The organism is Streptomyces sp. SolWspMP-5a-2, assembly GCF_900091845.1.
GTDB lineage: Bacteria > Actinomycetota > Actinomycetes > Streptomycetales > Streptomycetaceae > Streptomyces > Streptomyces doudnae.
Genome location: NZ_FMCI01000083.1, coordinates 26,272 through 38,552 on the forward strand (window position 1 = coordinate 26,272; position 12,281 = coordinate 38,552).

13 protein-coding genes and 1 pseudogene are annotated in these 12,281 nt (G+C 73.4%); 9 read left to right on the forward strand and 5 right to left on the reverse strand.

Annotation, left to right across the window (positions count from 1 at the left end; all coding sequences use genetic code 11):
• Positions 1 to 41: 41 nt before the first annotated feature.
• On the reverse strand, positions 42 to 788 hold the full coding sequence (locus tag GA0115242_RS07705) for a SigE family RNA polymerase sigma factor (RefSeq protein ID WP_093825882.1): 747 nt from the start codon (positions 786 to 788) through the stop codon (positions 42 to 44).
• Positions 789 to 1,017: 229 nt separating this feature from the next.
• Here GA0115242_RS07705 and afsQ1 point away from each other — a divergent pair, with 229 nt between their 5' ends.
• The 5 genes from afsQ1 (at position 1,018) to GA0115242_RS07730 (ending at position 4,803) form a co-directional block, all read left to right on the forward strand.
• Positions 1,018 to 1,695, forward strand: coding sequence for a two-component system response regulator AfsQ1 (gene afsQ1 / locus GA0115242_RS07710; RefSeq protein ID WP_093825957.1), 678 nt, complete (start codon positions 1,018 to 1,020; stop codon positions 1,693 to 1,695).
• Positions 1,692 to 3,275 carry a sensor histidine kinase gene (locus GA0115242_RS07715; RefSeq protein ID WP_093825884.1) on the forward strand — a complete coding sequence of 528 codons (1,584 nt, stop codon included), beginning with the start codon at positions 1,692 to 1,694 and terminating at the stop codon, positions 3,273 to 3,275. Before afsQ1 ends, GA0115242_RS07715 begins: the two co-directional genes overlap by 4 nt.
• On the forward strand, positions 3,272 to 3,874 hold the full coding sequence (locus tag GA0115242_RS07720; RefSeq protein WP_093825886.1) for a hypothetical protein: 603 nt from the start codon (positions 3,272 to 3,274) through the stop codon (positions 3,872 to 3,874). Before GA0115242_RS07715 ends, GA0115242_RS07720 begins: the two co-directional genes overlap by 4 nt.
• A 93-nt stretch (positions 3,875 to 3,967) precedes the next feature.
• On the forward strand, positions 3,968 to 4,519 hold the full coding sequence (locus tag GA0115242_RS07725) for a VanZ family protein (RefSeq protein ID WP_093825889.1): 552 nt from the start codon (positions 3,968 to 3,970) through the stop codon (positions 4,517 to 4,519).
• An 83-nt stretch (positions 4,520 to 4,602) separates the two neighbouring features.
• Positions 4,603 to 4,803 carry a PspC domain-containing protein gene (locus tag GA0115242_RS07730; protein WP_093825891.1) on the forward strand — a complete coding sequence of 67 codons (201 nt, stop codon included), beginning with the start codon at positions 4,603 to 4,605 and terminating at the stop codon, positions 4,801 to 4,803.
• A gap of 76 nt (positions 4,804 to 4,879) precedes the next feature.
• On the opposite strand, the gene GA0115242_RS07735 is transcribed toward GA0115242_RS07730, so the two are convergent.
• Both GA0115242_RS07735 and GA0115242_RS07740 read right to left on the reverse strand, forming a co-directional pair.
• Positions 4,880 to 5,233, reverse strand: a complete 354-nt coding sequence (locus GA0115242_RS07735) for an ATP-binding protein (protein ID WP_093825893.1) — start codon at positions 5,231 to 5,233, stop codon at positions 4,880 to 4,882.
• Positions 5,234 to 5,371: 138 nt separating this feature from the next.
• Entirely contained in the window at positions 5,372 to 6,529 is a 1,158-nt protein-coding gene (locus GA0115242_RS07740; RefSeq protein ID WP_093825895.1) for an adenosine deaminase, read from the reverse strand.
• Between the two features lie 123 nt (positions 6,530 to 6,652).
• Between GA0115242_RS07740 and GA0115242_RS07745 the strand changes: the two genes are divergently transcribed.
• A complete protein-coding gene (locus GA0115242_RS07745) occupies positions 6,653 to 7,414 on the forward strand; it encodes an alpha/beta hydrolase (protein ID WP_093825897.1) in 762 nt (253 codons plus the stop codon).
• Here the strand turns inward: GA0115242_RS07745 and GA0115242_RS07750 are convergent.
• Positions 7,397 to 8,374 carry a LysR family transcriptional regulator gene (locus GA0115242_RS07750; protein ID WP_093825899.1) on the reverse strand — a complete coding sequence of 326 codons (978 nt, stop codon included), beginning with the start codon at positions 8,372 to 8,374 and terminating at the stop codon, positions 7,397 to 7,399. The two genes, GA0115242_RS07745 and GA0115242_RS07750, sit on opposite strands and share 18 nt — an antisense overlap.
• Positions 8,375 to 8,437: 63 nt before the next feature.
• On the opposite strand from GA0115242_RS07750, the gene GA0115242_RS07755 reads away from it, so the two are divergent.
• Both GA0115242_RS07755 and GA0115242_RS07760 read left to right on the forward strand, forming a co-directional pair.
• A complete protein-coding gene (locus tag GA0115242_RS07755) occupies positions 8,438 to 9,721 on the forward strand; it encodes an MFS transporter (RefSeq protein WP_093825901.1) in 1,284 nt (427 codons plus the stop codon).
• A 191-nt stretch (positions 9,722 to 9,912) separates the two neighbouring features.
• Positions 9,913 to 10,932, forward strand: coding sequence for a sigma-70 family RNA polymerase sigma factor (locus tag GA0115242_RS07760; protein ID WP_093825903.1), 1,020 nt, complete (start codon positions 9,913 to 9,915; stop codon positions 10,930 to 10,932).
• A gap of 30 nt (positions 10,933 to 10,962) precedes the next feature.
• Here GA0115242_RS07760 and GA0115242_RS41505 read toward each other — a convergent pair.
• Positions 10,963 to 11,202 (reverse strand): annotated as a pseudogene (locus tag GA0115242_RS41505) (hypothetical protein); the annotation flags it as partial.
• Positions 11,203 to 11,358: 156 nt separating this feature from the next.
• On the opposite strand from GA0115242_RS41505, the gene GA0115242_RS07770 reads away from it, so the two are divergent.
• Positions 11,359 to 12,279: an AEC family transporter gene (locus GA0115242_RS07770; RefSeq protein ID WP_093825907.1), complete on the forward strand. Its 921-nt coding sequence runs from the start codon at positions 11,359 to 11,361 to the stop codon at positions 12,277 to 12,279.
• Positions 12,280 to 12,281 lie beyond the last annotated feature (2 nt).

Below are 12,281 nucleotides of genomic sequence, written 5' to 3' on the forward strand. Positions count from 1 at the left end.
CCCCCCGGGGCGGTCACCGGCCCCTCGTTCCCCCCGTACCTTCAGGCCACCAGCTCGCCGAAGGCGTCCTCCTCGTCACGGCCGAAGCTGAGGACCTCGTCCTCGCGCAGCCGGCGCAGGGAGCGCCAGATGCTGGACTTCACCGTGCCGACACTGATGTCGAGGATGTCCGCGATCTCCGGGTCGGTGCGGCCCTCGTAGTACCGCAGGACCAGCATCGTGCGCTGGAGTTCGGGCAGCCGGGCGAGCGCCTGCCACAGGACCGCGCGCAGCTCGGTGCCGCGCATCGCGTCCGTGTCGCCGGGCGTCTCCGGCAGTTCCTCGGTCGGGTACTCGTTCAGCTTGCGGCGGCGCCACGCGCTGATGTGCAGATTGGTCATGGTCCGGCGCAGGTAGCCGCCGACCGCGGCCTTGTCGCTGATCCGCTCCCACGCCCGGTAGGTCGAGAACAGCGCGCTCTGCAGCAGGTCCTCGGCCTCGAACCGGTCCCCCGTGAGGTGGTAGGCGGTGGCGTACAGGGAGGCGCGGCGCTCCTGGACGTAGGCGGTGAACTCCGCCTCCGACAGCGAGCGACGCTCCTCCGTGGCCTCCCTGTACGCGCTTCCCCCGGCTATCTCCCCCGAGTCCGCCGGGCGGGCGTCGACCACCGTCATGTAACCGGTGTGCTGACGCCCGGTGCCGTGAGCGCACCCCCGCAAGTTCACGGCACCGGACCTCTCGGAACCCCGGCCCACGTCGTGCAGCCGCGTGATCACCGCGCTGTTGCTGGTGCTGCGCAGCGTGCTCATCTCGCGCCCCCCGTCGTGGACTTCGGTGTTCGGTCTGCCAGGCGGTGCTGCTCTGCCTGTGCCGAAAAGCTTGCCGGGGCGACTTCATGACCGTGTCCGCCGACTGTCACAGAGCTGTCACAGGGGTTCGTCGCACCGTGTGCACAGCCCGATCACAGAGTGGTGCGGTACGGGCAGGTACCCGTACAGGAGTCGAAACACCACCCCACCATGGGCCAGAATGAGCCCCGTGCCTTCCCTGTTGCTGATCGAGGACGACGACGCCATCCGTACGGCCCTGGAGCTCTCACTGACGCGCCAGGGACACCGTGTGGCCACCGCTGCCACCGGAGAGGACGGCCTGAAACTGCTGCGCGAGCAGCGCCCGGACCTGATCGTGCTGGACGTCATGCTGCCCGGCATCGACGGGTTCGAGGTGTGCCGGCGCATCCGGCGCACGGACCAGCTGCCGATCATCCTGCTGACCGCGCGCAGCGACGACATCGACGTGGTGGTCGGCCTGGAGTCGGGCGCCGACGACTACGTCGTCAAACCCGTGCAGGGCCGGGTGCTTGACGCCCGGATCCGGGCCGTGCTGCGACGCGGCGAGCGGGAGGCGAACGACGCGGCGGCCTTCGGCAGCCTGGTCATCGACCGCGCCGCGATGACCGTCACGAAGAACGGCGAGGACCTCCAGCTCACGCCGACCGAGCTGCGGTTGCTCCTGGAGCTGAGCCGCCGTCCCGGACAGGCGCTGTCCCGGCAGCAGTTGCTGCGGCTGGTGTGGGAGCACGACTACCTCGGCGACTCCCGGCTGGTCGACGCGTGCGTGCAGCGGCTGCGCGCCAAGGTCGAGGACATCCCGTCGTCCCCGACGCTCATCCGCACGGTCCGCGGCGTCGGCTACCGCCTGGACGTTCCTCAGTGACCGACGCGCACGGGGGGATCCGCGGCTGGGTCGCGGGTCGCAAGGGGGTCTGGTCACGGCTGCGCTTCACCAGCCTGCGGCTGCGTCTGGTGGTCGTGTTCGGCCTGGTGGCGCTGACCGCGGCGGTCTCCGCGTCGGGCATCGCGTACTGGCTCAACCGCGAGGCGGTCCTCACCCGCACCCAGGACGCGGTGCTGCGGGACTTCCAGCAGGAGATGCAGAACCGGGCGGGCGCGCTGCCCGAGCATCCGTCGCAGGACGAACTGCAGCACACGGCGGGGCAGATGGCCAGCAGCAGCCAGCGCTTCAGCGTGCTGCTGGTCGCCGAGTCGGCCGACGGCCGGGCGGTGTACGGCACGTCGGGCGCGCTGGACGGCTTCTCCCTGCGGGAGGTGCCGCGCGCGCTCCAGAAGGCGGTGAACGAGGAGCAGAAGGTCGACTCCGCCAACAAGTACCCGTACCACCTGTACTGGCAGCGGGTGGTCGACGACGGCACCCCGTACCTGGTGGCGGGCTCGCGGGTCATCAACGGCGGGGCGACCGGGTACATGCTCAAGTCGCTCGAACCGGAGGCCAAGGACCTCAACTCGCTGGCCTGGTCGCTGGGGATCGCGACGGCGCTCGCGCTGATCGGCTCGGCGCTGCTCGCGCAGGCCGCCGCGACGACGGTGCTGAAGCCGGTGCACCGGCTCGGCGTCGCGGCCAGGCGGCTCGGCGAGGGCAGGCTCGACACCCGGCTGCGGGTCTCCGGCACCGACGAACTCGCCGATCTGTCACGGACGTTCAACCTGGCGGCGGAGGCCCTGGAGAAGCGGGTCGCGGACATGGCCGGGCGGGACGAGGCGTCCCGCAGGTTCGTCGCGGACATGAGCCACGAGCTGCGGACGCCGCTCACCGCGATCACCGCCGTCACCGAGGTCCTGGAGGACGAGCTGGAGGCCGAGTCGGGGAGCGTGGACCCGATGATCGAACCCGCCGTGCGGCTCGTCGTCAGCGAGACCCGGCGGCTGAACAACCTGGTGGAGAACCTGATGGAGGTCACCCGCTTCGACGCGGGCACCGCCCGGCTGGTCCTGGACGACGTCGACGTCGCCGACCAGATCACCGCCTGCATCGACGCGCGGGCCTGGCTGGACGCGGTGGACCTGGACGCCGAACGCGGCATCCACGCCCGGCTCGACCCGCGCCGCCTGGACGTCATCATGGCCAACCTGATCGGCAACGCCCTCAAGCACGGCGGCTCCCCGGTGCGGGTGTCGGTGCGGATGGCGGGCGAGCGGGGCGACCAGGTCGTCATCGCCGTCCGCGACCACGGGCCCGGCATCCCGGAGGACGTCCTGCCGCACGTCTTCGACCGCTTCTACAAGGCGAGCGCGTCCCGGCCGCGCTCCGACGGCAGCGGCCTCGGCCTCTCCATCGCGACGGAGAACGCCCGCATCCACGGGGGCGAGCTGACGGCCGCCAACTCCCCTGAAGGAGGCGCGGTGTTCACGCTGCGGCTGCCCCGGGACATCTCGGAGCTCGCGGAGGAGCCGGACGCGGTGGACGGACCGGCCGGGGCCGAGGGGGAGGTCCGATGAGGGCCCGCGCGCTGCTGGCGCCGGCGCTGCTCGCCGCCGTGCTCACCGGGTGCGGGATCCGCTCCACGGAGGTGCCGACGGACTTCGGGGCGGCGCCCTCGCGGGTGCAGTGCTCGCTGGCCGAGCCGGACGTCTCGACGCAGTCCTCGCGGGGGCTGCCGGTGCAGGTGTTCCTGCTGTGCGGGGCGTCGCTGGTGGCCGTGGACCGCACGGTGCGGGTGCCGGACGGCACGGCGGACTCGGCGCGCCGGGTGCTGGTCGCGCAGGGCCTGCTGGACGAGCTGACGGCGACGCCGTCGCCGTCGGAGCAGGAGGCCGGGTACACGACGGAGGTGCGCGGCGGGACGACGGTGTCGGGGCCGCGGCGCGGCGACCCGGAGGACACCCTGCGGCTGAGCACCTCGCCCGGCGACCTCACCTCGTACGCGCTGGCGCAGATCGTGTGCACGTTCTCCGACTCGGCGGCGGCCGAGGGCGACGGGTCGGTGATCCTGGGCGGTCCCGGGGACGACCGGCTGCGCCGCTACCAGTGCACGGACGAGGTGCGCTCCCGTCCCGGGAGCCGTCAGCCGCCGTCCGCCGAGGTCAGCGGGGACTGACCGGCGGTGCGGCCGGCGGTGTGGCGGACGCCTCACCCGGCCGGTCGGCGCCGACCCGGAACCGATCCCGCCGGACGCCGCGTCCTTGGGGGCGTGCAGCGTGAAGGCTCCATCGGCGGCAGCGCCGCGACCCGGGTGCGGGTGACGGGAGGTGTCCTCCTGGTCGCGCACCTGGCCCTCGTCCTCTGGCTCACCCTGCGTCCGCTGGACGTGCTGTGGGTGCGGCCCGTCAATCTGCGTCCGTTCGCCGGTGTGCGGGCCGACCTCGCCCTCGGTGACGCCGTCGCGGCCCGCCGGATCGTCTCGGGGCTGGCGCTGCTGGCGCCGCTCGGGGTGCTGATCCCGCTGGCGCACGGCAGGCTCCGGGCGTCCGGTCTCGGCTCCCTGGTGCGGACGGTGACGGCGGGCGCCCTGGTCTCGGTGGCGATCGCCCTGGCGCAGACCGGGGTGCCCGGCCGGGTGCCGGACGTCGACACGGTGCTCCTGAACACGGCGGGCGTGGTCCTCGCGCACGTCCTGGTGGTGCCGGCCGGCCGCCGGTGGGCCCGGCGCCGGGGCGGCCGGGCGCCGCGCGGGACCGTCGTCAAGGAGGAGTCCGCTCAGGGTCGGACCCCGACGATTCCCAGGGTCGGCATCGCACCGTAGGGCGACGCCGCCGCGGCGGTGGCCGCATAGCGTGAGGGTCATGGGGCACCCGTCCCGTACCGACGCTCACGAAGGAGCCGCAGATGTCCGCCCTTGCCCGCCCCACCCACGGCCGTGTCCTCGGCGGAGTGTGCGCTGCGCTGGCGCGGCGCTTCGGGACCTCCGCGACGACGATGCGGGTGATCTTCCTGCTCTCGTGCCTGCTGCCTGGCCCGCAGTTCGTCCTCTACATCGCGCTCTGGGTGCTGCTGCCCTCCGAGGACAGGGCGAACGCCGCCTGGTGACGCGGCCCGCGCCGAGACGCCGATGGGGCGCACCCCGTGATCACGGGGTGCGCCCCATCGGCGCGTCGAGGGCGGTTCAGCCGAGCGGGATGCCGTTCAGGGGCAGGCCGTGGGTGGGCAGCTGGCCCAGCGGGAGGCCGCCGAGGAGGCCCTTGACGGGGGCGGTGGGGCCGTCGGCGAGGAGGCGCTCGGCGGCAGGCTGCACGGCGGTGACACCCGTCTGGAGGGCGGTGGTGCCCTGGCTCAGCGCCTGTCCGGCACCCGGCACCGCGGAGGCGAGGTTCTCGGCGGGCAGGGTCTGGGCGACGGAGCCGAGCGCCTGGGTCGCGTCCGGGACAGCCGGGGCCGCGTTCGCGGCGCCCGCGCCGGCGGCGGCGAAGGCGGCACCGAGGGCGGCGACACCGAGGGTCTTGGCAGCAGACTGCTTCATGGAATGCGTCCTCGAAATGGGGGTACGGGGTACGAGCGGTTCGAGAACGTAAACACGCCAGCCGAGCGGTCGCAAACATCGAAATGCGGACGGGTTGTGAATAACCTGTCCGCATTCCGTCGTGCCGAACTGCGCTGTTCAGCCCGCCGATTCGGCGGAACCGCTGGTGGAGGCGGTCTGCTGGAACAGCCATTCGGATTTCAGTTCCGCATATCCCGGCTTCACGACGTCGTTGATCATCGCCAGTCGTTCATCGAAAGGAATGAACGCTGATTTCATCGCATTGACGGAGAACCACTGCATGTCGTCGAGCGTGTAACCGAATACCTCGACGAGCCGCTCGAACTCCCGGCTCATACTGGTGCCCGACATGAGACGGTTGTCCGTATTGACGGTGGCCCGGAAATGCAGCCGCCGCAGCAGCCCGATCGGGTGCTCGGCGTACGAGGCGGCGGCGCCGGTCTGCAGGTTGGAACTCGGGCACAGCTCCAGCGGGACGCGCTTGTCGCGCACGTAGGAGGCCAGCCGCCCGAGCCGCACCTCGCCGTCCGGGCCGACCTCGATGTCGTCGATGATGCGCACCCCGTGCCCGAGCCGGTCGGCGCCGCACCACTGGAGGGCCTGCCAGATGGAGGGCAGCCCGAAGGCCTCACCGGCGTGGATGGTGAAGTGGTTGTTCTCCCGCTTCAGGTACTCGAAGGCGTCGAGGTGGCGGGTGGGCGGGAAACCGGCCTCGGCGCCCGCGATGTCGAAGCCGACGACGCCCAGGTCCCGGTGGCGGTTGGCGAGTTCGGCGATCTCCAGCGAGCGGGCCGCGTGCCGCATCGCGGTGAGCAGCGCGCCGACCCGGATGCGGTGCCCGGCGGCGCGGGCCAGCCGCTCGCCCTCCCTGAACCCCTCGTTGACCGCCTCGACGACCTCTTCGAGGCCGAGCCCGCCCTCCAGGTGCTGCTCGGGCGCGTACCGCACCTCGGCGTAGACGACGCCGTCGGCGGCGAGGTCCTCGGCGCACTCGCGGGCCACCCGCACCAGCGCGGACCGCGTCTGCATCACCCCGACGGTGTGCGAGAAGGTCTCCAGATAGCGCTCCAGCGACCCGGAGTCGGCGGCCTCCCGGAACCAGAGGCCGAGCTTGCCGGGGTCGGTGTCGGGCAGGTGCGGGTAGCCGCTCTCCCGGGCGAGGTCGACGACGGTGGCCGGGCGCAGGCCGCCGTCGAGGTGGTCGTGCAGCAGAACCTTCGGCGCCCGGCGGATCTGGTCCGGCGTCGGGGTGTTCGCGGTGCTCTGGCTCGTCATGGCGGCACTGTAGCTCCTACGCGCGTAGATCATCGGGAGCCGTCCGCCGCGCACCGTTGTCGATATTGAACGGTGACCGCACGGACGGGTCGCGTACACCGACGCTTCTGACACTGTTCTGTCATGGCACACCAAGCGACGCCGGTGCGGCGGGCCCGGCTGGGGAGGGCGTTCGGCCCGGAGCCGACGGCGGTCAGCGGGGCGGTCCTGCTGCTGCCCGGCGGTGACGAGGAGTCGGCCCGCAGACCGTCCCCGCTGGCGGCCGCGGCGGTCAGGTCGCTCGGGCGCGGGCTCGCCCGCGCGGGCCGCGCCGACGGACTCGCGGTGCACGTCGTGCGGTACGCCTGCCGGGGCTGGAACGGCGGCGCGGCCCAGCTCGCCCAGGACGCGACCTGGGCCGCCGACGAGATCGTCCGGCGCTACGGCGACGTCCCCGTCTGTCTGGCGGGCGTCGACATGGGCGGCCGGGCCGCGCTGCGCTCGGGCGGCCACGAGGCCGTCGACTCCGTTCTGGCGATCGCCCCCTGGCTCCCGGAGGACGACATGGCGGCGCCGCCAGAACCGGTGCGGCAGCTCGTCGGACGGCAGGTGCTGATCGTGCACGGCACCAACGACCGGCGCACCGACCCCGAGCTGTCGTTCCGCCTCGCGGCCCGCGCCAAGAAGGCGAACCGGGAGGTGTGCCGGTTCGAAGTCCACGCCGACGGCCACGGGTTGCACCAGTACCGGGCCGAAGTGCACGCGCTGGCCCAGGACTTCGTGATGGGCACCCTCTTCGGGCGGTCCTTCGCGCGGCCGGTTCAGGACGCGCTCGCCGCGCCGCCCCCGCTGGGGCTGCGGATGCCGCTGGCGGCGGGCTTCGGGAAGTCACTGCGGCGGCGGTAGCGGCGCCGGGCGGGCCAGCAGATTGCCCCTCCTCGCCAGCAGGAACCGCTTGAAGGCGGCCACCGGCGGGGTGTCGGGGTGGCCGTCGAGCCAGGCGAGGCCGATCTCCCGGACCGCGCGCGGCGCCGTCACCGTCAGCTCCACCACCCCCGGGCGGGGGAAGACCGGCGGCGGCAGCAGCGCCACCCCGAGGCCCGCTGCGACCAGGCCGCGCAGCGTCTCGGCCTCCTCCCCCTCGAAGGCGACGCGCGGCCGGAAGCCCGCCTCCTGGCAGGCCGCGTCGGTGATCCTGCGCAGCCCGTAGCCGGGCTCCAGGGTCACGAAGGTCTCGTCGGCGGCCTCGGCGAGCCGGATGCGGCGGCGCCCGGCCAGCCGGTGGTCCGCCGGGACGACCAGCCGCAGCCGCTGCTCGTCGAGACGGCGGGTGACCAGGTCGGGGGCGTCCGGCACCGGCGAGGTCAGGCAGAGGTCGAGCTCCCCGGCGCGCAGCCGCTCCAGCATCGCCTCGCCGTAGTTCTGGACCAGGGCGAAGCGGATGCGGGGATGGTCGGCGCGGAACGCCTGGAGCAGGCCCGGGACCGTCTCGGCGCCCATGGTGTGCAGGAACCCGAAGGCGACCTTGCCGGTGGCCGGGTCGGCGTCGGCGCGCACCGCCTCGACCGCCCGCCCGATCTCGGCGAGGGCGCGCTCCACCGGGCCGAGGAAGGTGCGCCCGGCCGGGGTGAGGGAGACCGTGCGCCCGCGCCGGGCGAACAGCTCGACGCCGAGGTCGTGTTCGAGGCGCACCAGCGCCCTCGACAGCGTGGACTGCGGCACCTGCAGCTCCAGCGCGGCCCGGGTGACGTGCTCGGTCCTGGCCACCCCGGCGAAGTGCGCGAGCCGCGGCACCAGCGAGAGCAGCATGTCTTCCGTGTCACTGGACGGTGACAGGTGACCCTCTGACCTTTGTTCATGCGCCATGGGAACGATTATGGCCGGTTCGTGCATTGGACGGATGATTCGGGGCCTCCGTACCTTGGAGTCATGTCTCCTGCGAGTACCGGGGCGTCCACCACCGTGGCCGCCGCCACCCCGTCCCCCGATCCCGTCACCGACACCCGGCTGGCGCCGGGCGACCCCGGCTACCGCAGGATGAGCTTCGCGCTGTTCCTCGCGGGGGTCGCGACCTTCGCCCTGCTCTACTCCACCCAGGCCCTGCTGCCGCTGATCTCCGGCGAGTTCGGGGTGGCGGCGAGCGACGCGAGCTGGACGGTGGCGGCGGCGACCGGCGGCCTCGCCCTGTTCGTGCTGCCGATGAGCGCCCTGTCGGAGCGCTTCGGCCGCCGTACCGTGATGACGGCCTCCCTCGCGGTCGCCGTCTCGGTCGGCATGCTGGTGCCGTTCGCGCCGTCCCTCGGCGCGCTGGTGGCGCTGCGCGCGGTCCAGGGCGCGGCCCTGGCCGGACTGCCCGCCTCGGCGACGGCGTACCTGGCGGAGGAGGTCAGGCCGCGGGCGCTGGTCACGGCGATCGGCCTCTTCGTGGCGGGCAACAGCGTCGGCGGGATGAGCGGCCGGATCATCACCGGCTGGGTGGCCCAGGAGTGGGGCTGGCGGATCGCCGTCGGCGTGATCGGCGCCCTGGCGGTCGGCTGCGCGGTCGCCTTCCGGCTGCTGCTCCCGGCCCCGGCCCACTTCACCGCGGGCTCGCTGCGGCCCCGGGTGCTGCTCGGCACCGTCCGCGACCACCTCGCCGACCCGCTGCTGCGCCGTCTGTACGCGATCGGCGCGCTGTTCATGACCGTCTTCGGCGGGGTCTACACGGTGATCGGCTACCGGCTGACGGCCCAGCCGTTCGGGCTCGCGCAGGGTGTGGTCGGCTCGGTCTTCCTGGTGTACCTGGTGGGCACGGTGTCGGCGTCCACGGCCGGGCGGCTGGTGGACCGGCTGGGCCGCCGGGGCACGTTCTACCTGGCGGCCGGTACGACGACGGCGGGGCTGCTGCTGTCCCTGGTCGGTTCGCTGGTGCCGGTGCTGCTGGGTCTGGTGCTGATCACCGCGGGGTTCTTCGCGGGGCACGCGGTGGCGTCGTCGGCGGTCAGCAGGACCGCGACCCACGGGCGGGCGCAGGCGTCGGCGCTCTACCAGTCGTCGTACTACATCGGTTCCAGCGTGGGCAGCACGGCCGGCGCGCTGGCCTTCCACGCGGGCGGCTGGGGCGGCACCGTCGGGGTCGGGCTGCTCGCGGTGCTGGGCGTGGTGACGATCACGCTGGCGGGCACCCGCGCGGCCCGGGTCGCCTCGCGCGCCGAACCGGTGGCGGCGAGGTAGCGCGGCTCCGCCCCCCGCGGGCCCTCCCCGGCTTTCGTGCGGGGTCGGCGGGGTCCAGTGAGCGCTTGCTGCATCCCTGCCCTGACCTGCGCTTTCCCCCGCTCCGGGGGCCATTGTCGGTGGGCTGCGGTAGCTTCCGAGGTGCTGGGCGCACCGAAGCGCGACAGGAAGGCCGCAGGGGTGGGTGGACGATGAGCGACGGCACGGCGACGACGGACCTCGACATCAGGCTGGAGAAGCACAGGACCGAGCTGACGGGGTACTGCTACCGGATGCTCGGCTCGTCCTTCGAGGCCGAGGACGCGGTGCAGGACACCATGGTGCGGGCCTGGCGGGGCTACGGCGCGTTCGAGGGGCGCTCCAGCCTGCGGTCCTGGCTGTACCGCATCGCGACCAACGTGTGCCTGGACATGCTGACGGCGGGCAACAAGCGGGCCCGTCCGATGGACCTCTCCGCGTCGACGCCGCTGGCGCGGGCCGCGCTCGCGCCCCGCCCCGACCACACCTGGCTGGAGCCGATGCCGGACGCGCGCGTGCTGCCCACCGTGGAGGACCCGGCGGAGGCGGCGGTCGCGAAGGAGTCGGTGCGGCTGGCGTTCATGGCGGCGCTCCAGCAACTGCCGCCCAAGCAGCGGGTGGTGCTGATCCTGCGGGAGGTGCTGGCGTGGCGGGCGAGCGAGGTCGCCGAGCTGCTCGACACCTCGGTCGCGTCGGTCAACAGCGCGCTCCAGCGGGCCCGCGCGACGCTCGCGGAGCGGGAGGACAAGGGCGCGGACGCGGCCGTCTCCGATCCGCTGGACGAGGAGCAGCAGCGGCTCCTGGAGCGCTATGTGGCGGCGTTCGAGGGGTACGACATGACGGCGCTGACGGCGCTGCTGCACGAGGACGCCATCATGACGATGCCGCCGTTCGACCTGTGGCTCACCGGCCACGCGGACATCGCCGGTTTCATGACGACGATCGGCGCGGCCTGCGCCGGGTCGCGGCTGTTCCCGGTCCAGGTCAACGGCCTGCCCGGGTTCGCCCAGTACAAGCCGGACCCGGAGGCGGGCGGGTTCGCGCCGTGGGCGATCCAGGTGCTGGAGATCTCAGACGGCAGGCTCACCGGGTTCCACTTCTACCTCGACACCAAGCGGTGGTTCCCGCTCTTCGGGGTCCCCGCGCACCTCGACGCCGACGGGCAGCCCGACCAGGTCGAGGAGGGCGCGTAGGGCCGGGCCGGGGGCGCGCAGCAGGATCCGTCCGCCGGCCCGGCGGGCGGTGAGCTGGAGCCAGGCCAGGGTGTCGACGGTGCCCAGGTCCGGGGCGCCGAGCGGGCCGACGTCGACCACGACGGCCCCGGCGCTCCCGGGTCCGAGTCCGGCCCGTACGGCGTCGCACAGCCCCGTCAGCTCCGCCGGGCCGACGGGGCCGCGCAGCACGAGCACGGAGGGTGTCATGGCATCCACGAGCGGTAGACCGGTCGGGCGCCCGCAACTCATCGCGGGCCGCCCCGGGAGCCCCGGGCGGTCCACGGTTCGGGATCGTCGAAGATCACATTGACCCGCGCGCCCCGCCCCCGCGAGGGTTGGGTGTATGCCCCACGGATCAGCACCGCCCCGGACACCCGGCCCCCCGCGACCTGCGCGGGAGGTGCCGTGCAAGGGGTGCTGACGGGGTTCGCGGTGATCGCCGTCGTCATCGGCGTCGGCTACCTCATCGGGCGGCAGGGCTACCTGGGCGAGCACGGCCGTGAGGTGCTGACCCGGCTGGCCTTCCATGTGGCCTCCCCCGCGCTGCTGTTCACCACGCTCGCGCGGGCCGACCTGTCGGTGGTGTTCTCCAGCAGGCTGCTGGTGACGGCGATGAGCACGGTGGCCGCCGCCGGTGTCTTCGTCGCGATCGGCGCGGCCCGCGGCTGGGGGGTGGGCCGCACCACGATCGGCGCCCTGTGCTCCAGCTACGTCAACTCCGGGAACCTGGGCATCCCGATCGCGGTGTACGTGCTGGGCGACGCGTCCCTGGTGGCCCCGGTGCTGCTGTTCCAGCTCGTCGGGGTGACCCCGGTGGCCCTGACGGTGCTCGACCTGTCGGGGCCGGGCGGCAAGGGCCCGCTGTGGCGCCGGCTGCTGACCCCGCTGACCAACCCGATCGCGATCGCGTCCCTGCTGGGCGTGGCGGTGGCGGCGGCCGGGCTGCGCGTGCCCGGCCCGGTGATGGACCCGCTGACCCTGATCGGCAACATGTCGGTCCCCGCGGTGCTGCTGGCGTTCGGGATCTCCCTGTGCGCCAGCACGATGCCGGGCCGGGGCGCCGACCGGCACCCGGTGTTCCTGTCGGTGGCCCTGAAGGCCGTGGGCCAGCCCCTCGCCGCGTGGGCGCTGGCGACGGGCCTGTTCGGCCTCCACGGCCATCTGCTGCTCGACGTGGTGGTCACCTCGGCGCTCCCGGCCGCGCAGAACCTCTACACCTACGCGAGCCGCTACCAGGTGGGCGAGACCCTGGCCCGCGACTCGATCCTCCTGTCGACGGTGATCTCGGTCCCGGTGCTGGTGGTGATCGCGACCTTGCTGGGGTGAGG